22 protein-coding genes are annotated in these 21,303 nt (G+C 60.5%); 5 read left to right on the top strand and 17 right to left on the bottom strand.

The window, feature by feature from the left end:
* The 3 genes from ENJ19_08530 to ENJ19_08540 all read right to left on the bottom strand — a co-directional run.
* Nucleotides 1–613 (bottom strand): hypothetical protein (locus ENJ19_08530; GenBank protein HHM05775.1); only part of this gene is annotated, 613 nt, incomplete at its 3' end.
* A 94-nt stretch (nucleotides 614–707) separates the two neighbouring features.
* Nucleotides 708–1,712, bottom strand: a complete 1,005-nt coding sequence (gluQ, locus tag ENJ19_08535) for a tRNA glutamyl-Q(34) synthetase GluQRS (GenBank protein ID HHM05776.1) — start codon at nucleotides 1,710–1,712, stop codon at nucleotides 708–710.
* A gap of 70 nt (nucleotides 1,713–1,782) precedes the next feature.
* Nucleotides 1,783–2,295, bottom strand: coding sequence for a hypothetical protein (locus tag ENJ19_08540; GenBank protein ID HHM05777.1), 513 nt, complete (start codon nucleotides 2,293–2,295; stop codon nucleotides 1,783–1,785).
* A gap of 396 nt (nucleotides 2,296–2,691) precedes the next feature.
* On the opposite strand from ENJ19_08540, the gene ENJ19_08545 reads away from it, so the two are divergent.
* Both ENJ19_08545 and ENJ19_08550 read left to right on the top strand, forming a co-directional pair.
* Nucleotides 2,692–2,898 carry a hypothetical protein gene (locus ENJ19_08545; GenBank protein ID HHM05778.1) on the top strand — a complete coding sequence of 69 codons (207 nt, stop codon included), beginning with the start codon at nucleotides 2,692–2,694 and terminating at the stop codon, nucleotides 2,896–2,898.
* Nucleotides 2,858–3,358 (top strand): N-acetyltransferase, encoded by a 501-nt coding sequence (locus ENJ19_08550; GenBank protein HHM05779.1) that lies wholly within the window; start codon nucleotides 2,858–2,860, stop codon nucleotides 3,356–3,358. Before ENJ19_08545 ends, ENJ19_08550 begins: the two co-directional genes overlap by 41 nt.
* 199 nt (nucleotides 3,359–3,557) lie before the next feature.
* Here ENJ19_08550 and ENJ19_08555 read toward each other — a convergent pair whose 3' ends face one another.
* From ENJ19_08555 to ENJ19_08565, 3 genes are all read right to left on the bottom strand, one after another.
* Nucleotides 3,558–4,640: a threonine synthase gene (locus tag ENJ19_08555; protein HHM05780.1), complete on the bottom strand. Its 1,083-nt coding sequence runs from the start codon at nucleotides 4,638–4,640 to the stop codon at nucleotides 3,558–3,560.
* Nucleotides 4,641–4,975: 335 nt separating this feature from the next.
* Nucleotides 4,976–6,292, bottom strand: coding sequence for a homoserine dehydrogenase (locus ENJ19_08560; GenBank protein HHM05781.1), 1,317 nt, complete (start codon nucleotides 6,290–6,292; stop codon nucleotides 4,976–4,978).
* A gap of 10 nt (nucleotides 6,293–6,302) precedes the next feature.
* Nucleotides 6,303–7,526: an alanine transaminase gene (locus tag ENJ19_08565; protein ID HHM05782.1), complete on the bottom strand. Its 1,224-nt coding sequence runs from the start codon at nucleotides 7,524–7,526 to the stop codon at nucleotides 6,303–6,305.
* 644 nt (nucleotides 7,527–8,170) lie between these two features.
* Here ENJ19_08565 and ENJ19_08570 point away from each other — a divergent pair.
* Both ENJ19_08570 and ENJ19_08575 read left to right on the top strand, forming a co-directional pair.
* Nucleotides 8,171–9,052, top strand: coding sequence for a hypothetical protein (locus ENJ19_08570; protein HHM05783.1), 882 nt, complete (start codon nucleotides 8,171–8,173; stop codon nucleotides 9,050–9,052).
* A gap of 123 nt (nucleotides 9,053–9,175) precedes the next feature.
* Nucleotides 9,176–9,625 (top strand): hypothetical protein, encoded by a 450-nt coding sequence (locus tag ENJ19_08575; protein ID HHM05784.1) that lies wholly within the window; start codon nucleotides 9,176–9,178, stop codon nucleotides 9,623–9,625.
* 222 nt (nucleotides 9,626–9,847) lie between these two features.
* Here the strand turns inward: ENJ19_08575 and rpoS are convergent, their stop codons facing one another.
* The 5 genes from rpoS to surE form a co-directional block, all read right to left on the bottom strand.
* Entirely contained in the window at nucleotides 9,848–10,798 is a 951-nt protein-coding gene (gene rpoS, locus ENJ19_08580; GenBank protein HHM05785.1) for an RNA polymerase sigma factor RpoS, read from the bottom strand.
* A gap of 111 nt (nucleotides 10,799–10,909) precedes the next feature.
* A complete protein-coding gene (locus ENJ19_08585) occupies nucleotides 10,910–11,791 on the bottom strand; it encodes a LysM peptidoglycan-binding domain-containing protein (GenBank protein HHM05786.1) in 882 nt (293 codons plus the stop codon).
* Entirely contained in the window at nucleotides 11,740–12,318 is a 579-nt protein-coding gene (locus ENJ19_08590) for a DedA family protein (protein ID HHM05787.1), read from the bottom strand. Before ENJ19_08590 ends, ENJ19_08585 begins: the two co-directional genes overlap by 52 nt.
* Nucleotides 12,318–12,974 carry a protein-L-isoaspartate(D-aspartate) O-methyltransferase gene (locus ENJ19_08595; GenBank protein HHM05788.1) on the bottom strand — a complete coding sequence of 219 codons (657 nt, stop codon included), beginning with the start codon at nucleotides 12,972–12,974 and terminating at the stop codon, nucleotides 12,318–12,320. Before ENJ19_08595 ends, ENJ19_08590 begins: the two co-directional genes overlap by 1 nt.
* A complete protein-coding gene (gene surE / locus ENJ19_08600) occupies nucleotides 12,971–13,726 on the bottom strand; it encodes a 5'/3'-nucleotidase SurE (protein ID HHM05789.1) in 756 nt (251 codons plus the stop codon). Before surE ends, ENJ19_08595 begins: the two co-directional genes overlap by 4 nt.
* Before the next feature lie 72 nt (nucleotides 13,727–13,798).
* On the opposite strand from surE, the gene ENJ19_08605 reads away from it, so the two are divergent.
* Nucleotides 13,799–15,091, top strand: a complete 1,293-nt coding sequence (locus ENJ19_08605) for an HDOD domain-containing protein (protein HHM05790.1) — start codon at nucleotides 13,799–13,801, stop codon at nucleotides 15,089–15,091.
* 9 nt (nucleotides 15,092–15,100) lie between these two features.
* Here ENJ19_08605 and nuoN read toward each other — a convergent pair whose 3' ends face one another.
* The 6 genes from nuoN to ENJ19_08635 all read right to left on the bottom strand — a co-directional run.
* Entirely contained in the window at nucleotides 15,101–16,534 is a 1,434-nt protein-coding gene (nuoN, locus tag ENJ19_08610; protein HHM05791.1) for an NADH-quinone oxidoreductase subunit NuoN, read from the bottom strand.
* Nucleotides 16,535–16,603: 69 nt separating this feature from the next.
* On the bottom strand, nucleotides 16,604–18,136 hold the full coding sequence (locus ENJ19_08615; GenBank protein HHM05792.1) for an NADH-quinone oxidoreductase subunit M: 1,533 nt from the start codon (nucleotides 18,134–18,136) through the stop codon (nucleotides 16,604–16,606).
* Between the two features lie 30 nt (nucleotides 18,137–18,166).
* Nucleotides 18,167–20,116, bottom strand: coding sequence for an NADH-quinone oxidoreductase subunit L (locus tag ENJ19_08620; protein HHM05793.1), 1,950 nt, complete (start codon nucleotides 20,114–20,116; stop codon nucleotides 18,167–18,169).
* Between the two features lie 5 nt (nucleotides 20,117–20,121).
* Nucleotides 20,122–20,427, bottom strand: coding sequence for an NADH-quinone oxidoreductase subunit NuoK (nuoK, locus tag ENJ19_08625; GenBank protein HHM05794.1), 306 nt, complete (start codon nucleotides 20,425–20,427; stop codon nucleotides 20,122–20,124).
* Nucleotides 20,428–20,491: 64 nt separating this feature from the next.
* The gene (locus ENJ19_08630) at nucleotides 20,492–21,109 is read right to left on the bottom strand and encodes an NADH-quinone oxidoreductase subunit J (protein ID HHM05795.1); all 618 of its coding nucleotides are present in this window, start codon (nucleotides 21,107–21,109) and stop codon (nucleotides 20,492–20,494) included.
* A gap of 21 nt (nucleotides 21,110–21,130) precedes the next feature.
* A partial coding sequence (locus tag ENJ19_08635) for an NADH-quinone oxidoreductase subunit I (GenBank protein ID HHM05796.1) occupies nucleotides 21,131–21,303 on the bottom strand: 173 nt, incomplete at its 5' end.

Raw genomic sequence — 21,303 nt, forward strand, 5'->3', positions numbered from 1 at the left:
CCGTTACACCCGCTTCTTTTTCAGCCTGGCACAGGTTGATGGTCTCCAGCACTTTAAGGTATGTGGCCGCATCACCGGGATCATTGCCCAAAACATGCACCGTGCCGTCCAGCAGGTTGCTGACGAAAGCACGCCGCGGGATGTCACCGCGCCCCTCAAACGGCCGCACGAAACACGGCACATGATGGCCGCGTCCCAGGCACACCGCTGCCAACACCTGCGCGCCCTCGGCAAGGGGGCGCACCACGGTCACATACGAGCCGCTACCATCACATACGACGTCATCTTCGCCTTTGTCCTTGTCGCCATCTTCCACCATCCAATAGGTGCCGGTGTTGGAGTCAACATAGGCATACGCGAACACGGCGTCGGCGGGGATCTGCCTTGTCTTGCTGACACGGCCGTCCACCGGATTCCACAACAACACTTCCCCGCTGCCACCGTGCATGCCGACAATCCGCGGCCGGCGTGACCGCTCCAGCCCGGTGGCAGGCCCCGCAGCAACGGGTCTGACCTCGGTATAACCCCCGCTGTGTTGCACGACGACCAAAGCGCCATGTTCGCCGAAATCCAAATGACAGACCGCGGACCAGTGCTCAGGTGAATGTTGCATACGGCTGTTCCTCGTATGGCGCTCCCGCAGTGGCCTGCGGAAGCTTCGGTGTTTTCAGGCAAAATCCAAGGCGGACATGATATACGTTTTGAGTTTAGCTGTCCGCCCGCCGCAGATCGGCGCGCAGCGCAGCAGCCAGTTTTTGGCGCAAGGTCTCAAGGCTGAGCGACTGCAACAGTTCGCCGGCGCTGCAGCTTGCACCTTCGGGCACCAGACCCAGGCCGGCAGCCAGGTCGCCGACCACGTCAGCGGGCGACTGCCCCTGTTCCCGCAAGCGGCTCAACGACACGCTGCCGTCGCGCTTGGCCATCCTGTTCCCTTCCCTGTCCCGCAGCAGGGGCACATGCCAAAAGCGCGGCACGGGCCAGCCCAAAGCCTCGTACAGGACCCGCTGACGGGGCGTGGAGTCGAGCAAGTCGGCGCCGCGAAGCACATCGGTAATACCCATCAGGGCATCGTCCACCACCACGGCGAGTTGGTAGGCAAACAAACGATCAGAGCGGCGCAGCACGAAGTCACCCATCTCCGTGCGCATGTCCTGCTGAACCCACCCCGCCAGCTCATCCCACACACTGGCCTTTCCCACACCCACGCGGTAGCGCCAGGAAGGCGGAGGCCGGCCCCCCGGCTCCGCCGCCGGCGACCCATTGCGGCAGGTTCCGGGATAGATTCCGGGCCGGCCGTGGGGCGCCCCCGCTGCCTGGGCGATGTCCTTGCGCGAACAATAACAGGCAAACAACAGCCCCTGCTCGTGCAAACGGCTCAGCGCCGCTTCGTAGATCTCATCGCGGGCAGACTGCACATAAGGCCCCACCGGCCCGCCATTGTCCGGTCCTTCATCCCACTCCAACCCCAGCCAGGCCAGCTGCTCCAGGATGAGGTCGGCACAGCCCGGGCGGGTGCGCGGCCGGTCCAGGTCCTCCATGCGCAGCACGAAGCGGCCCCCGGCAAGCCGCGCCTGCAACCACGCCAACAAGGCCGTACGCAAATTGCCGGGATGAAGTTCACCTGTAGGACTGGGTGCGTAGCGCCCCCGCACCCCCGCCGCCGCCAGTTGGCGGGCGCGCTGAAAAGCGCCTTGAAGATCGAAACTGGCCATCCCCCCGGGCCGGGTTCAAGGACGGTTCCTTGTCAGCGCAACGACGGTGAGCAGAGGCCTGTCCGCCGCGTCATCCGTCGGTACCCTTCAGGGCCGGCAAGGCACTGGTGTCACCACACAGCCGGCCATGCACTTTGAAGCGGTTTATTCCGGTACAAATGTTCAAGGTGCCCTCGGCAACGCCCTCCCCCTGCGCCAGGGCGCCGAGCGGCCCTGTGCCGCCGGCAAAATGAATCTTTTCCACCGCCGCCAAGGTGCAGGCATCGATCTGGCCGACGATCTGCGCCTGATCCCCCTGGGTAAAAATCCCCCCCGCCGGGCCAAAGGCCAGAGTGTGATTCAAAACGGTGGTGGTTTCATTGACGATGGATTCGATCTCCCCCATCATGCCACCTTTGAATTCCAGCTCATCGGCCAGCTCCAGCTTGATGACGCCCAGCTGGCGGGTGACATCAATGCTGTTGGTGCGGGTCTTCGCTTCGAAGGCCACACAGGTCTCCGCCTGCAGCGCTCCTGCCCACGCCGCCACAACACAGGCAGCGGCCACCAACACGGCAGGCCCTTTCCTCATGACTACTGGCATGTCCATCCCATCCTTTGGTTGATTATTGATTGGTACCAGACAACGGGGGCAGGCACACCCCAGGGGCAGAGGCTACGACAGCCCGGTGAGCAATTCAAGCCGGGGCCACCGGCACGGGATTTTCTGCTGAAACGTTTGTCGTTTCCTTGATTTCATCCCCGGCCTTGCCCATATTCCCACGATATCCTGATCACCGTGCAAAGCCGGGCAAGGCCCGTTCCGCCATGAACACCACCAGCCGCTGCGACGACACAACGCTGCTCACCACCACGCTGCCCTCCGCACTGCGCCATGCCCTTGACCGCTATCGCTATCCTTTGGACGGGCTGTTGGAAATCGTGCCGGATCCGGGCCGCCGGCCGCAGACGTGCTTTCCCGGAAGCGCTGTGGCGTTGAGTGCTGGCGCAGCAGCTCATCGTCACGCTCAAACCCCGCCCCGCCACCCTGCGCAGGCTGCAACACCGCATCGTCGCCCGCCATCAACTGGTGGCGGAAAGCGAAGGCAACGAACCACAGCGGCGCCTGGTGATTCACCCGCGGCAGACCCGCTTCGGAGCGCACCATGACACCCGCGCCATACTCCATTCGCCCGGCACGTCCTGACGAAGCACAAACACTGAGCGCCCTGGCCTGCCGCTCCAAGGCACATTGGGGTTATTCGGCGGCGTTCCTGGCGGCTTGCCGGGACGAACTCACTTACAGCGCCGAACAGATCGGTTCACAATACTTTCAATTCTCCGTCGTTGAAGTCAACGGCACGGTCATCGGCTTTTACGCGCTCGAACCGCTCTCGCCGGCAGAGATGGAACTGGAAGCCTTGTTTGTGGAACCAAAGCACATCGGCCAAGGCTATGGCCGCGCCCTGATCGAAGATGCGAAGCGCAAGGCGGCGGAGCGGGGTGCGTCCGTGCTTATCATTCAGGGGGATCCGAATGCAGCGGCTTTTTATCGCGCGGCGGGGGGACGGGCTATTGGGCAAAGGGAGTCGGACAGCATCGCCGGGCGGTTTCTGCCCGTCTTTTCCATCGCCCTGGAAAACCATCGTCAGAAACTTGATTATTAACCCGGCAATTAGGATTGTCGGGTTAATAGCGCGGCGCAGGGATGTGCCGCCATTGGCGCAAGTCAATGCGAGCCCGCGAAATACCAGCCATTTCGCACAATGGCGCCCGTATTTCGCGGGCAACCCTGCACCGCCATCTTCAATGACGACAAGTCATTGAAGATGTGAGGCTGCCGCGAACAATCGCAGAAACGCGCGTCTACACGGCAATATGCCCCACAATCGCATCCCGCACCGCCTCCCGCTTCGCCGCCACCGTCTGCACCTTGCCGCCGCCTTGTTGAATGGCGATGTCCGGGTCCTTCAAACCGTGACCCGTCAGCGTACACACCACTTTCGACCCTTCCCCGATCTTGCCGGCCCTGATATCGCGCAAAGCGCCCGCCAGCGACGCCGCCGAGGCCGGCTCGCAGAACACGCCCTCTTTGTGCGCCAACAGGGCCTGGGCGGCGAGTATTTCTTCATCGCTCAAGGCACTGAACCAACCCCGGGACTCTTTTTGCGCCGCCCAGGCCTTGTCCCAGCTTTGGGGGTGACCGATGCGGATGGCGGTGGCCACGGTCTCAGGTTGATCAACCATGCCGCCCTGAATAAAGGGCGCCGCGCCGGCGGCCTGATAGCCCACCATGACGGGACGGTTGTTGACGATGCCGTGTTCAAAGTATTCGCAATAGCCCATCCAGTGGGCCGAGATGTTGCCGGCATTGCCCACCGGCAGGCAGTGGTAGTCCGGCGCGCACTCCAGCTCTTCGATGATTTCAAAGGCTGCGGTTTTCTGGCCCTGCAGGCGGAAGGGGTTGATGGAGTTGACGATGGTCACGGGCGCCTCTTCGCCCACTTCCTTGACCAGGCGCATGCCTTCGTCAAAGTTGCCTTCAATCTGCAACACCACGGCGCCGTGCATCATGGCCTGGGCCAGCTTGCCCAGCGCAATCTTGCCTTCGGGGATCAACACAAAGGCAGTGATGCCCGCCCGCGCCGCATAGGCCGCAGCCGAGGCAGACGTATTGCCGGTGGAGGCACAGATCACGGCCCGGCTGCCCTCTTCCACCGCTTTGGTGACCGCCATGGTCATACCGCGGTCTTTGAACGAGCCGGTGGGATTGAGGCCTTCGTACTTGACGTAGATGTCTATATCCTTAGCCAGTTCCCGCGGGATATTGTTCAAACGAATGAGCGGCGTGTTGCCTTCGCCCAGGCTGATAATACGGGTGTCATCGTGTACCGGCAGGCGGTCGCGGTATTTGTCGATGAGGCCGGTGTAACGGGAACGGAAGGGCATTGATGATCTCCTGACTGTAACTTCTCAAACGCAACGAGCGCCGAACCCACCAAGAAACCAGCGTACAGGCCGCGCGCGCTTTGCGTTCTTTGCGCTTTGATGTCTTTGATGGGGGATCAGTAAATCCCCCACCTTTAGGCGGCATCGTTGCTTTCACCCCCTCTCCCCTCAAGGGGAGAGGGACGGGGTGAGGGGTGAACATACGCCGAGGTTGACACTTGAACCCTCTCCCTAACCCTCTCCCAGTCTTGGGAGAGGGGACAATCGGCACTACGGCCGCTCAATCCGGCGTATTGCCAGAACATGAATCCACCGGCTTTAGCCCGGTGGAGCATTCACGTTTTGTCCAAGTACTCCACCCGCATGCGCATCACCGGCGCGCAGATGGCCGCCAGCGCCTCGATGCGCGCAATGGCTTCGTTCATGCGCTGCTCGCGCACGCGGTGGGTGAGCATGATGACGGGGACGGCGCTGGCATCGGCCAGGCACTCTTTTTGGATAATGGCTTCGATGCTGATATCCAGCTCGGCCAGGATACGGGTCACGTCCGCCAACACCCCGGGCCGGTCCACGGCGCTGAGGCGCAGATAGTAAGCCGTTTCGATGGCGGCCATGGGCAGCACCGGGGTGTCGGCCAGGGCGTCGGGCTGGAAGGCCAGATGAGGCACACGGTTTTCAGGATCAGCGGTCAGGGCCCGCACCACGTCCACGATATCGGCCACCACCGCCGAGGCGGTGGGCTCGGCGCCCGCGCCGGCGCCGTAGTACAAGGTGGGGCCCACGGCATCGCCTTTGACCAACACGGCGTTCATCACGCCGTCCACATTGGCAATCAAGCGACGCTGGGGAATCAGGGTGGGATGCACCCGGGTTTCGATACCCTCGGCCGTGCGCTTGGCCACCCCCAGGTGTTTGATACGGTAGCCCAGCTCGGCAGCGTAGTTCACATCGTCAGCGGTGATGTGGCTGATGCCCTCGGTGTAAACCTTGTCGAATTGCAGGGGAATACCGAACGCGATGGCGGCCAGAATGGCCAGCTTGTGGGCGGCGTCAATGCCTTCCACGTCGAAGGTGGGATCGGCTTCGGCATAACCCAGGGCCTGGGCTTCAGCAAGCACATCGGCGAAGTCCCGGCCCTTGTCCCGCATTTCCGTCAGGATAAAATTGCCGGTGCCGTTGATGATGCCCGCCAGCCACTCGATGCGGTTGCCCGCCAGCCCCTCGCGGATGGCTTTGATGATGGGAATGCCGCCGGCCACCGCGGCCTCGAACGCCACCATCACCCCCTGTTCGCGGGCTGCGGCGAAAATCTCGTTGCCGCGGCTGGCGATCAGGGCCTTGTTGGCGGTGACCACGTGTTTGCCGCTTTGCATGGCCTTCATCACCAGCTCAAAAGCGGGATCGGTGCCACCAATCAGCTCCACCACCACCTGCACTTCAGGATCGTTCACCACCTCGAAGGGATCAGCGGTCAGGCGCATGCCGCCGGTGTCGCAGCTGCGGGGCCGGTCCAGATTGCGGGCGGCGGCATGGGCCACCACAATACCGCGCCCGGCGCGGCGCTCGATTTCATGGGCGTTGCGCTGCAACACCGTGGCCGTGCCGGCACCCACGGTGCCCAACCCCAACAATCCTATTTTTACCGGATTCAATGTCTTCTCCCTATGGCCCATGCAGGCGATGAACGTCTGCGCCCGTACCCACCACGCCGTCCCGCCGGAACATGTCGCGGATACCGCGTATGGCCTGACGGGTACGGTGCTCGTTCTCGATCAAGGCAATGCGCACATGATCGTCGCCGTATTCCCCGAAACCCACGCCGGGGGACACGGCGACCCTGGCGTCGCTGAGCAGCTTTTTGGCAAACTCCAGGGAACCCAGATGCCGGTAGCGCTCCGGAATGGGCGCCCACACAAACATCGAGGCCTTGGGCGGCTCGATCTCCCAACCCACGGCATTCAAGCCCTTGCAGAGCACATCACGCCGCGCCCGGTACATCTCGCGGATTTCCGCGACGCAGTCCTGCGGCCCCTCCAGGGCGGCGATGGCGGCCACCTGGATGGGGGTGAACATGCCGTAGTCCAGATACGACTTCATCCTTCCCAAGGCGCCCACGAGTTGGGGATTGCCTACCATGAACCCCACCCGCCAGCCGGGCATGTTGTAGCTTTTCGACAACGTGAAAAACTCCACCGCCACCTCCTTGGCCCCCGGCACCTGCATGATGGACGGGGCCTGATAGCCGTCAAAAACGATGTCCGCATAGGCCAGATCATGGATCACCCAAATATCATGTTCCCTGGCAATGGCGACAACATTTTCGAAAAAGGCCAGATCCACGCACTGGGTGGTGGGGTTGCCGGGAAAGTTCAACACCAGCATTTTGGGTTGCGGCCAGGAATGCTTGATGGCTTTTTCCAACTCGGCAAAGAAGTCCACACCCGGCACCAGCGGCACGTGGCGGATGTCGGCACCGGCGATGACGAAGCCGTAGGGGTGAATGGGATAAGACGGGTTCGGCACCAGGGCCACATCGCCCGGCCCCATGGTGGCCAGGGCCAGATGGGCGAGGCCCTCTTTGGAACCGATGGTGACAATGGCCTCGGATTCGGGGTTCAGCTCCACCTGGTAGCGGTCCTGATACCAGCGGCAAATGGCCCGCCGCAGCCGGGGAACGCCCTTGGACACCGAATAGCGATGGGTATCGCCCCGCTGGGCCACTTCCACCAGTTTGTCAACAATATGCCTGGGCGTGGGCTGGTCGGGATTGCCCATGCCAAAATCGACGATATCCTCCCCCCGCGCCCGCGCCTTGGCCTTCAGATCGTTGACGATGTTGAAGACATAAGGAGGCAGCCGCTTGATTCTTTGAAATTCGTCTTGCAAGGCACCAAACCCATAAAACTCAAAAATCTGCCGCCAGCGCAGCCAGACGGGCCAACCCGTTCCAGCGGGTGAACCGATGAACATTACCCAGCTCTCCATAGCGTGTCAATGTCCCATTCAGAACGACAATTCAGGTCCGCCGCAGGGCGGCGTCTGCGCCATCTGAACCCGACGGGCTGGCAGAACCTTCACCACATCCACCAAAACTACCGGGCGATTCCCGGCCGGTGAGATCAATAGGACCATTGGAACGGGAGTGAAGACCTTCCTCCGGCCCGCAGCGCCCCACCGCCCGGCCGCCTTCGCGGGGCCGATAAACGCCCGACTGCATGTTGCCGTGCACAAGCGGCACTGATTTCCTTCACAGTGGGGACGCAATACGGGCGTTGAAACCATTCCGGCCGCCCGCCGAAGACGCCGATACGGATGTGTATTGCTTCGCACCTTCCCGGGGAACGACGGAACAGGGAGAGGTTCGGCCAGAAATTCTCTACGGCGGAGGCCGTTCAGGAGTATAATGGTGGCGGACGATAAATTGGCGAAAATCAACAAAGGGAATTGAGCGGCATGGCGCCCCGCCTGCCAGAGGCCATCGACGGGCCAGGCGCAGCGGTTCTTTTCCCACATACGCCAGGATAATTACAATGCTTCCGCGCGCTGGGTTTATTAAGTTTGTTGTGCTGGGCAGCCTCACCCTGCTGGCCTCGTTGTGGGCCGCCACCCAATATACGGCGTATAAATTCGGCTACAGCAGCGATTTGGGTGAGCCCCTGTTCGGGCATCTTTACCGCCCCTTTGACTGCTTCGTCTGGGTGCTCTACTTCGGTCACCTGCCCAACACCCAGGCGATCTGGCTCAATGGCCTGGGCATTATCACCTTGCCCAATGCCGTGGTCCTGATCGTGTTTTTTCTGCTGGGCACCCACCGCAAACTGGCGGAACGCCCCAAGGCGGCGCGGAGGAAGACCCCCGCCCCGGCCTCTGCAACGGCGTCTCTGGCAAAACCGCAAGGCGAACCGCCGCCAGAAGTTTCTACACCGGCCACAACCACTCCCCCGGCCACCGGCCAGGGGGGCACGCAACACGCCAGCGGCAATGGCGCCGACGCCACGAAGCCGCCGCGGGCGGGTACTCCAGCACCCGCGCCGCCACTGGCTTGCGGCCTGCGCGGCCGGGACCGGGTGGCCGAGAGTGCCTTTCTTCATGGGCTGCTGCTGATCAGCGATGTCAAGGCGGCGCTGGTGGTGGACCGGCGCAGCGGACAACTCAGCAGCAGGGCCCCCATGTCGACCACCGGGACGGTGGCGTCGGTGGGAGAACAGATTGCTGCCCACTTGGCGAAAACGAGGGCCGCGTTCGGTGAGGCAGACCATTTCGACGGGCTGGTGGAGTTCGAGGACGGCAAAGCGGTACTCATTGCCACGCCGCGCAGCCTGCTGGTTGTTGTGGCCCAGGGCGAGACGGGGCCGGCGGTATTGCGTCGCGCCTTGCTCAAGCGGGTGGCCGAGCGTGGTCAGATGTTGTAGCACGTGTTCGCCGGTTTTGTCGGGCGTCAGGGCCGGATGCCCCCTCACCGCCAGGCCCGGCTCAAATGGAGCCAGAGGCGCCCGCTCCTGCTACACTACGGCGTCGATTCCAGGGGCCGGACCATGCAGTTCAATCTAGAAACCCATCCCCACGAATACACGATTCGCGCTTATGCTGCGGGGCAGATTACCGTTACGCTGCCGTGGAATGCCCATGACACGGCCCCGGAGGCGCTGGATGCCATCGGCCCGGGGCCACACGGTACGCGCGTCAAACAGGAAGTCATTACCGGCAGCGTGATTGTCACACCGACCCATCTGCTCAGGAATTGGCCGCCCCGCTCGGTGCCCGAGCTGGAAGCCGGCCATATGCAGGCCTTGCTTGAACTGCAGCCGGAAGTGGTCTTGTTGGGTTCAGGGGCCCGCCTGTTGTGGCCGGCGCCGGATGTGCTGGCGCCACTGCTGGAAGCGGGCATCGGATACGAGGTCATGGACACGGCCGCGGCCTGCCGCACTTATAATATTTTGATGGGTGACGGGCGCCGGGTGGCGGCAGCGCTGTGCATGATCTAGGAGCCTGTCACCTGTCAGAGGTTCTGGCGAGGTCAGGCGGTCATGATGTTGGGGCGCATGTCATGACTACCTGCATTTCTCACCACCCTTTCTGCTGCAACGGCCCAATGCACGCCCTTGCAGCCGATTCATTCTGAAACCCGATGCACTCGGAATCAAAATAGCGATGGCGCGAAGCGGCCCCAGGCCCCGTCGCGCCATCGTTTTCACTCCCGGCAGGTTTTAACTCAGCAACGTATCCGAGGTTGCCCCTTGATTCTCCAGTATCTGACGCAGACGGCTTAAGGCTTCCACCTGGATCTGGCGGGCACGCTCCCGGGTGACGCCGATCCGCAGGCCCACCTGTTCCAACGTGGCGGCGTCCTGGCCCCGCAAACCAAAGCGGCTTTCCACCACGGCGCGTTGTTTGTCATTGAGTTCACCCAGCCACACTTCGATGCAGGCGGCCACGTCGGCCTCTTGCAGGGCGTCGCTGGGATCGTCCCGGGCTTCGTCGGCAATGGTGTCGAGCAGCGAGCGCTCCTGACCCGTGGCCGCGTCGATGGAGAGTTCCCGCTCTCCCAGGTGGAGCACCTGTTTGACTTCGGCAGGGGTTTTTTCCACCACTTCCGCGACTTCCTCCGGGTTGGGCTCGTGGTCCAGACGTTGCGCCAGACGCCGTGAGGCACGCAGGTAGGCATTGAGCTGCTTCACCACGTGAATGGGCAGCCGCACCGTCCGGGTCTGGTTCATCAAGGCCCGTTCGATGGTCTGGCGTATCCACCAGGTGGCATAGGTCGAAAAACGAAAGCCCCGTTCCGGGTCGAATTTCTCCACGGCCCGCATGAGGCCAAGATTGCCTTCCTCCACCAAGTCCAGCAGTGCCAGGCCGCGGTTAACGTAGTGGCGGGCGATCTTCACCACCAGCCGCAGATTGCTTTCTATCATGCGCTTGCGCGCTTTTTCGTCGCCCTTTTGGGCAAGACGCGCGTAGTAGACCTCTTCCTGGGCTGACAACAAGGGTGTGTAGCCGATTTCGCTCAAGTACAGCCGGGTGGCATCCATGGCCGCCGTGTCTTCTTTTGAGCTGCTGGTCCGTCTCCCGCTGCGCGTGGTATCCCCCTCCCACACTTTTTCCGTGGGTTCGAGCGTGCCGTCGTCTTCGAAGGATACCGATTCCTCATAATTACGCATGAAGACCTCCTTTCCACTAACTGCGCTGTGGTAACAGATTGCTTTGGCATATGAGAAATTACAAGAAGAATAACGCCTGACTTTTTAATAATTCACAATATTTAATTCTCCTCAATGAGTGGCCGGGAGATAACGCAAGGGATTTTCAGGCTTGCCGTCGTAACGGATCTCGAAATGGAGCAAGGCCTTGCGGTTGCCTTTGGTTCCCATATCCGCAATATGTTGCCCACCCTTGACCTGATCGCCCTCATGGACATGTAACATCTGATTGTGCCCGTAGGCACTGAGTAGATTCTCGTTGTGCTTGATAATGATCAGCTTGCCGTACTGGCGCAGGCCGCTGCCGGCGTACACCACCCGCCCAGGCGCGGCGGCGCGAATGGCCTGCCCGGGGCGGCCACCGATGTCAATGCCCTTGCCGCCGGGTTTGGCAGGAGAATAGGCATGCAACAGTTTGCCCCGCGTGGGCCAGCTCCAGCGCAGCTCCCGCGCCGGGGACGGGCGGAGCGACTGCCGCAATGTCGCCACCTTGGGCGGCGGCGCGGGACGGGGGACTGCCGCAGGGGCAGCAGAGGATGTTTCGCGCTTTGGGGACTGCGGCCGCCCGGCGGGCGCCGGTGGAGAGACGGGATACGGGGGAATGGCGCTGGCGGGCGTGGGCGCCGCGATGCGCAACAGTTGCCCCGGTCGTATGATGTACGGCGGTGCTAATCCATTCCAGGCAGCCACTTCGTGGTAATCCTCCCCATACCGCCAGCTGATCGAATAAAGGGTCTCGCCGGGCTGGACGCGATGAAGGACATGGCTCCCGCAGGCCGCCACCATTGCGCTGGCGGCCACCACCCCGGCCACGATTCGACACCACCACCATCCTGATAGTTTTCGGCCTGGCCCCCAGCGGGGCCGGAAACCGCTCATACCAGTTGATTTCGCCTTGCTGCTCACCCTCCAACTGTTAAATATAGTCCTATCAACAGCAAAACCGCCAGCCATCCCAACCGGTCAATGTAATTTTTTAAGGTTTTTTGCATGCGCTCCCCTCCCCAACGCATCAGACCGGCCACCAGAAAGAAGCGCCCCCCCCGGCCCATCGCCGAGGCCATGATGAAGGGCAGCATGGGCATGGCCACTGTACCGGCAGCGATGGTGAAGACCTTGTAAGGAATAGGGGAAAATCCGGCGACCAATACGGCCCATACCCCCCACTTATCAAACCATTCCCGCGCCTGCTGATAGGCGGGCCAGTACTGGCTGTCCTGCAGCCAGGGCTGGATGGCCTCGAAGGCGAACCCCCCGATCAGATAGCCGATTACCCCGCCCAATACCGATGCTGCGGTGGTCAAGGCCGCGTAGTGCCAAGCACGCGCCGGCCTGGCCAGCGCCATGGGCGCCAGCATCACGTCCGGCGGAACGGGGAAAAACGATGACTCGGAAAAGCTCAACCCCGCCAGATACCAGGGGGCGTGGCGATGTTCCGACCATTTCATCACCCGCTCGTACAACGCCGAAAAAACCCGCATTATTCTCCTCCGCTGCGCATGGGCACGAAGCTCACCGCCTCTAATATGTCACGTTCATATCCCTCGGCCGTGCGGGTGTACACTTCCAGCCGCTGCTGCCCCGATTGGCCCACCGGGATAATCAGCCGCCCGCCGGGCACCAACTGCTCCAGCAAAGGCGCGGGCACGCATTCAGGAGCGGCGGTGGCTAAAATGGCGTCGAAGGGCGCCTGCTCCGGCCACCCCTGGGTGCCGTCACCGTGGCGGATCCGGATGTTGCGCAGTCGCAGGCTGTGGAAGCGCCGGCGGGCCTGGGCCACCAACTCCGCCAGGCGCTCCACCGTGTACACCTCCGGCAGGAGCTGGGCAAGTATGGCGCACTGATAACCTGAACCCGTGCCAATTTCCAGCACCCGCCGGGCAGGGCCGCCTTCCAACAGGGACTGTGTCATGCGGGCCACGGTGTAGGGCTGGGAAATGGTCTGCCCCAGACCGATGGGGAGGGCGATGTTGTCATAGGCGCGGCTGGCGAGGGCCTCATCCACAAACAAATGGCGGGGCGTCACCCGCATCACCTCCAGCACCGCCTCATTGCAGATGCCAGCATCCCGCAAACCCAGGACCAGACGGTCCCGCGCCCGCTGGGAAGTGAAGCCGATGCCACGCCAATGGCTCATGAATCCGACATGCCTTTCACCCAGTGGGACACCTGCTCCAGGGCCGCGTAGCGGGTCAGATCCACCTGCAAGGGCGTGATGGACACCCGGCCTTGCCGCACCGCATGAAAGTCCGTGCCGGGGCCGGCATCTTCCTCCGGACCGGCCGGCCCCACCCAGTAGATATCGCGGCCGCGGGGATCCTCGGCGCGAATCACGGGCTCGGCCTTGCGCCGGTGGCCCAGGCGGGTCGCCTCAAACCCCTGCAGTGCCTCCCAGGGCAGATCAGGAATATTGACATTGAGTATGGTGTCCGCCGGCAGGGGTTCGTGCTGCAGGCGCTCCACCAGCTGCAGGGCCACCCTGGCACCGGTGCCATAGTGCCTGGGCTCGGCACCCAGCAGCGACAAGGCCACGGCGGGAAGACCCAGGAAGCGCCCCTCCATGGCCGCCGCAACCGTGCCGGAATACAACACGTCGTCGCCCAGGTTGGCGCCTGCATTGATGCCCGACAACACCATATCGGGCTCGTGATCCAGCAAGCCGGTAATGGCCAGGTGTACGCAATCCGTGGGCGTGCCGTCCACATAAATGAAACCGTTGACGGCGCGGCTGGGGCGGATGGGAAAATCCAGAGTGAGGGAGTTGCTGGCCCCGCTGCGATTGCGGTCCGGTGCGACCACGGTCACGCTGGCTATGGTAGAGAGCGCCTCCGCCAAAGCGGCCAGTCCCGGTGCAAGATAGCCGTCGTCGTTACTGAGCAGAATTCTCATCGCGACCCAAGTGTACTGTATGAGGGGTTTCTCCCGCACCAAATTTATTCGCCCGCGCCACCCCCCTGCGCCATGCTCCAGTTTTCTCAATCCCAGGCCGTTAAGAGAGGCGGTATGCTTTCCGGGAAAACAAGTCTGATGGTCGATCCACAGTTGCTCTCTCACCTCGATCCCCTCCGCCGCCTGGACGGCGCTGGCCTGCGGGAGCTGGCGCAACAGTCATTCGTAGACGAAGTCAAAGCCGGCCAAACACTGTTTCGTTTTGGCCACAACGATCCGTGGAGTTTCTACCTCATCGAAGGCGAAATCGAATTGCTTTCCCGCACTGGCCATACCGAACTGGTAAAGGGGGGGAGCGCTCAGGCAGCCGGGCCCATCAGCCCGGAAAAACCGCGCTCGGTGGTGGCCAGGACCCGCACCCCGGCCCGCTTGCTGCGCATAAACGAAGACGCCTTGAACTTCCAGCTCAATGCGGTGGCAGCGCCCGACGCCACCGCCAACAGCATAGACGTCAGCGACGGCGACAGTGAAAGCGTTTTGTTCCTCAAACTCCATCAGGCTTACGAAGCCGACACCCTGGCTATCCCCAGCATGCCGGACATCGCCCTGCGCGTACGCGACGCGGTTCAGGACGACGGCAAAACGGCCGAAGACGTGGCCCGGATCATTCAGGTGGATCCGCCCCTGGCAGCCCGCATGATCCAAACTGCCAACAGCCCGCTTTATCGCGGCACCTCCCCCACCACCACGTTGCGCGCAGCAATCATGCGCCTGGGACTGGCCCAGACCCGCAATCTCGTGATCAGCATCACCATGAAGCAATTGTTCACCAGCTCGTCATCTGTGCTTACCAGCCGAATGCACGCCGTGTGGCACCATACCACCGAGGTGGCGGCCCTGAGCGCTCTCCTGGCCAGACTCACCCCCGGACTGGACACGGACCGTGCCCTGCTCGCGGGACTGGTGCACGACATCGGCGTACTGCCCATTTTGGGCTATGCCGCGGATGATCCGGATCTGGCTGCCGATGGGAATACACTGGATCGGGCGATCAGGTCCTTGCGCGGACAAGTGGGGGCGATGATCCTGCGCAAATGGGAATTTGAGCCGGAACTGGTCACCGTGGCCCTGGATGCGGAAGACTGGAAACGGGACAGCGGGAAACGCGTGGACTACTGCGACATTGTCATCATCGCCCAACTGCACAGCTTTATCGGCGATCCTGCCATGGCCGCCTTGCCCGGCCTGGACGAAGTGCCGGCATTCACAAAAGTGGGTGACGGCAGCCTGAGCCCCGCCGCCAGCATGACGATCATCAAAGAGGCGCGGGCGGAAATAGAAGAAATACAGAAACTGCTGGGCTGAAAACCAGCGCTACCCTGCCGCCAGCGCGCCCACGCACAAGGCCAACAAGGTGCTGGGGAATATCCCCAGCAGCAACACCGCCAGGCCATTGGCACTCATCACCCATTGCATCTCAGCGCTGGCCGCCAGTGGCGGCACATCGTCCACCGGTTTATCCACATACATGATTTTGACAACGCGCAGATAATAAAAGGCTCCGATGACCGAGAAGAGCACAGCAAACACTGCAAGCCAAACCATACCGGCATTCACCACCGCTTCAAGCACGGCGAACTTCGCCCAAAACCCCAGAAACACGGGAACCCCCGCCATGGAGATCATCACCATGGCCATCACCGCGGCAAACCACGGGCTGCGTTCATTCAGGCCCCGGAAATCATCCAGCTTGTCCGCTTCAAAACCCGCCCGGCTGAGCAAGATAATCATGCCGAAGCCGCCCAGGCTCATGAGGGCGTAAACAATGGCATAGAACATCGCCGCCGCATACCCCGCCTCTGTACCGGCCAGCACGCCCAGCAGCAGAAAACCCACATGCGCGATGGTCGAATAGGCCAACATACGCTTGATGTTGGACTGGGCAATGGCCACCACATTGCCCACGGCGATGGAGAGCACTGCCAGAATAACCAGCATCCCCTGCCAATGTTCGTGCAGGCCCCCCATACCCTCCACCAGCAGGCGCATCAACATGGCAAAGGCGGCGATTTTCGGCGCGGAACCAATATACAGCGTCACCGCCGTAGGCGCCCCCTGGTAAACATCGGGAATCCACATATGGAACGGCACTGCCCCGAGCTTGAATGCCAAGCCCACCACAATGAACACCACGCCAAACATGAGCACACGCTGGTCGTCTTCCCCCCGCACCGCATAGGCACCCACCTCCCCGATATCCAGGCTGCCGGTGGCGCCGTAAAGTATCGACATGCCGTATAACAGCATGCCGGATGCCAGCGCACCCAAGACGAAGTATTTCATCGCCGCCTCGGAGGCAACGGCGGAATCGCGCTGCAAAGCCACCATGGCGTACAAAGAAAGCGACAGCAACTCAAGACCAAGGTAAATGGTCAGGAAATTGTGGGCCGAGACCATCACCATCATGCCCAGCACGCCGAACAAACCCAGCACGAAGAACTCACCCTTGAACAACTGGCGCTGCTCCAGATACGTCCTGGAATACACAAATACCGCGGCCGTAACCAGATAAATAAAAAACTTCAGCACATCCGCCATGCTGTCGCTGACAAAGGTGCCGGAAAACGTCACTACCGGCTCGGCATCGTGCAAACCAAAGGTCAAGATCGCCGCGCCCAGCAGGGTCGCCAAAGACAACAGGTAAGTGATGTGCCGCTGGGCATCTTTGAGAAAAAGATCGACGACGAGAATCACACACGCCATGGTGAGCACAAAGATCTCGGACAGCGCCGGCGTCATGTCCGGCATTACGAACGTTGCATTAGCCACGGAATTTCACCATTGTTCCTCGTCCACTTCCCGCCAGAGCAGCCAACCCTACAGCCCCGCCAAAGCCGCGGTTTTTGATACCACGACGTGCTGCAAAAGATTGTCCACCGACGCGTGCAAAACATCCACAACTGGCGCCGGCCAGATACCCACCAGCAACACCAGCGCAGCAAGGGAACCCAACACTGTCAGCTCCCGCCCATTGAGATCCTTCATCGTGGCGACGCCTTCATTCTTCACCTCCCCGAACACCACACGCTTGACCAGCCAGAGCGTGTAAGCAGCGCCCAAAACCAGGGTGCTGGCCGCAAGAAACGCCAGCCAGAAATCCGCCTTGAAAGCGCTCAGTATCACCATGAATTCGCCCACAAAGCCCGACGTTCCGGGAAGACCAACGTTGCCCATGGCGAAAAACACCATCAAGGAGGCAAAAACCGGCATGGTGTGGGCGATACCACCATAGTCGCTGATATTGCGGCTGTGGAGGCGGTCATACATCACGCCCACACACAAAAACATTGCGCCTGAGATGAAGCCGTGAGAGATAAGCTGCACCACAGCGCCTTCAACCCCCAGGGCTGCGCCCTGCACGCTCCCGCTATTTTCAAAAATACTGAATACCAGAAAAAATCCCAACGTGACGAAGCCCATGTGGGCGATGGACGAATAGGCAATCAGCTTTTTCATGTCTTCTTGCACCAGCGCCACCAAGGCTATGTACACAATCGCGATCAGCGACAAACCAATCACCAGCCAGTCCAGCTCAGCACTGGCATCCGGCGTGATGGGCAGCATAAAGCGGTAGAAACCGTAGGCACCCAGCTTCAACATAATGGCGGCCAGAATCACCGAGCCTCCGGTGGGCGCCTCCACATGCGCATCGGGCAACCAGGTATGCACCGGCCACATCGGCACTTTGACGGCAAACGCTATGAGAAAGGCAAGAAAGATCAGTGTCTGCTCGGTGGCACTCAAGGGAAGCTGATGATAATCCAATATGGAAAAGCTGTCGCTTTGGAAGAACAGATACAAAATGGCGACGAGAAGAAACACCGAACCCAGGAACGTATAAAGAAAGAACTTAATCGCAGAATAAACCCGCCGCGCACCGCCCCACACGGCGATGATCAAAAACATGGGAATCAACATCGCTTCCCAGAAAACATAAAACAGCACAGCATCCAAGGCGGCGAAAACACCCACCATCAGGCCTTCCATGATGAGAAAAGCCGCCATGTACTGGGCCGGCTTGTATTGGATAACTTCCCAGCCGGCAATAACCACCAGCACGGTGGTAAACGTGGTCAGCAAAATGAGCAGCATCGAGACGCCGTCCACGCCAAGCTCGTAGTTGATATTGTAGGCACTGATCCAGGAGGCGGATTCCTGGAACTGCATCGCCGCGGTACTGGCATCAAATGCAAAATACAATGGCAGCGACAGCACAAATGCTGCCACAGCCACCCCCAGCGCGACGCGCCGCACCACTTCGCCATCACCGGTTCTGGATGCAAACAAGACTGCGATGCCGCCAAGGATCGGCACCCATATTACGAGACTTAGCAATGGAAAACTCGACATGTTGATAACAGCCTTGTTCTACTTAAGCGCCTAGATGACGAACCATGTAAGAAACACCAGCAAGCCCACGATCATCGCAAAAGCGTAGTGGTACAAAAAACCGGTCTGCGCAACACGCGCGGCAAATGCCAGGCGGCCAACGCTGCTGGCAGTACCGTTCACCACGGCACCGTCAATCGCCCGCACATCACCTTTTTTCCACAACAGGCCACCCAGGCGCCTCCCGCCCGCAGCAAATACCTTGTCGTTGAAATCGTCGAAACCGTATTTGCAATCCAGCACCCGATACAGTCTCGCGAAGCGTTCCTTCAGCTGACCCGGCAGCTCCGGCCTCTTCATGTACAAATACCACGCTGCACCCAGCCCTGCCATGGCCAGAAAAAAGGGCAAGGCCATCATCCCATGAAGCAGAAAGCCACCGGGACCGGTGTAATGTTCGCCTAACCGGGCCAACACGTCGTGAGAAGATGATACGACGATGGCGCCGCCGAAGAAATCGCCAAATAGCAATGGCCCCACGCCGACAGCACCGGCAAACACCGAGGGAACCGCCAACAGTATCAACGGTGCCGTGACCACTTTGGGTGACTCTTGCAAATGCGCTTTCACCTGTTCGTCCATACGTTCCTCCCCGTGAAACACGAGGAAAAACATCCTGAAACTGTACAGCGCCGTGACGAACACACCTACCAAAACCATCAGATACGCCAGGCCGGCGCCACTGACATCAGACGCCGCCACCGCCTCGATGATGGCATCTTTCGAATAAAACCCGGATAAGCCGGGGAAACCAATCAAAGCAAGCGAACCGATCAACATGCACCAATAGGTGACAGGCATGTATTTCCTCAAGCCGCCCATTTTCCGGATATCCTGCTCGTGGTGCAGGGCGATAATCACCGACCCGGCCGCCAGAAACAACAGTGCTTTGAAAAATGCGTGGGTCATCAAATGGAATATGCCGGCCGCGTAGGCCGACGCACCCAGAGCAACGGTCATATATCCAAGCTGGGACAAGGTCGAATACGCCACCACCCGTTTGATGTCATTTTGCACCAGGCCGAGAAAGCCCATGAACAGGGCCGTGGATGCGCCCACCAACATGACCAAGGTCAGCGCCGTCTCGGATAGCTCGTACAGGGGTGACATGCGGGCCACCATAAAAATGCCGGCCGTGACCATGGTGGCGGCGTGGATCAACGCGGAGATAGGCGTCGGGCCCTCCATCGAATCCGGCAGCCAGACATGCAGCGGGATTTGGGCGGATTTACCCATTGCCCCGATAAACAACAATACGCAGATCACCGTCATCAACGACCATTCCACGCCGGGAATGACCTCAATGCCCAACTCGCTCATCATCGGCGCCGCTTCAAAGACGTCGGCATAGTCCAGGCTGTTGAAATACATCAATACCGCCGCGATGCCCAACAGAAACCCAAAATCCCCCACCCTGTTCACCAGGAAGGCCTTGAGACTGGCATAGTTGGCCGACTCTCTGTTGTACCAAAAGCCGATCAGCAGGTAAGAAACCAGGCCCACCGCCTCCCAACCGAAGAACAGCTGGAGGAAATTGTTGCTCATGACCAGCATGAGCATGGAGAAGGTAAACAGCGAAATATAACTGAAAAAGCGTTGATAGCCGGGATCATCTTTCATGTAGCCGATGGTGTAGATGTGGACCATCAGCGAAACAAAGCTCACCACGACAATCATCAGCGCGGTCAACTTGTCGACCAGGAAACCAATCTCGAAACTGATACCATCGCTGATCATCCAGGTATATACCGCGTCATTGAAAACCGCTGCGTTACCCAGCACCGTATGCATAAAGACAACAAGCGAAAACAGGAAGGAAACGGCCACGCCCGCGATCGTAACGCGATGGGCACCCACCCTGCCAAGCTGTCTGCCAAAAAAGCCGGCAGCGATAGCACCCAGCAACGGAGCCAACACGATACCCAGATACACGCCCTTCATGCCCGTTATCCTTTCAGCGTATCCAGCTTGTCGACGTTAATGGTGCGGCGATTGCGGAACAGCACAACCAGGATCGCCAGCCCAATGGCCGCCTCCGCTGCGGCGACGGTGAGAATAAAGAAAACAAAGACCTGGCCGGCAGCATCCCCCAGAAAGTGAGAAAAGGCGACAAAGTTCATGTTCACCGAAAGCAGCATCAACTCAATGGCCATCAGCAAAATAATGACGTTTTTGCGGTTGATGAAAATGCCCGCCACGCTGAGGCAAAACAAAACCGCCCCCAAAACGAGGAAGTGAGTCAGTGATACCATATGCCCTCTCCCAAACCCGCTGGTGCTGCCACCACGGCCACCGTGCCAATCCCGGGCGCCGCCTTCATCCTTCAGATGGGCCCTTCTTTTCCGCCGCCATCTTCACCACGCGCACGCGCTCGCTGCGTTTCACCAGCACCTGCTGCGCGGGATCCTGATATTTGGCGTGCGGACGGCGCCGCATGGTCAGCGCAATGGCCGCAACGATAGCGACCAACAGCACCGCAGCAGCGATTTCGAAGGGATACACATAAACCGTGTACAACACACCGCCGAGTTCTTTGGTGTTGCTGTAGTCCGCGGCGTGTTTGACCCCTTCTCCGAAATGCTCCACACCGAAATAACCGGATCCCAGAACAATGAGAATTTCAATGAGCATGATGACCGCCACCGCGCCCCCCACGGGCAAATAGCGGATAAAACCTTCCCGCAGCGGCACCAGGTTGATGTCCAGCATCATCACCACAAACAGGAACAAAACCATCACCGCACCGACGTACACCAGTACCAGTGTGATCGCCAGGAACTCCGCCTCCAGCAGCAGCCAGATCGCCGCGCTGGTAAAAAACGCCAGCACCAGGAACAGGACGGCGAACACCGGGTTCCGCACAGTAACCACCGCGCCCGCGGAAAGCACGAGAACGGTTGAAAACAAATAGAATACTAGCGTTTGGAATTCCATGATACCGGCTGTCAATTGGTGTTAACGATAACGCGCATCCACCGCACGGTCTGCGGCAATTTGTTTTTCATGCTCGTCCCCTATGGCCAGCAACTGCTGCTTGGTGATGACGTTTTCACCGCGCTTTTCAAAATGGTATTCAAAAATCCGGGTTTCGACGATGGAGTCCACCGGACAGGATTCTTCACAGAAAC

This window comes from Gammaproteobacteria bacterium (assembly GCA_011375345.1).
Classification (GTDB): domain Bacteria; phylum Pseudomonadota; class Gammaproteobacteria; order DRLM01; family DRLM01; genus DRLM01.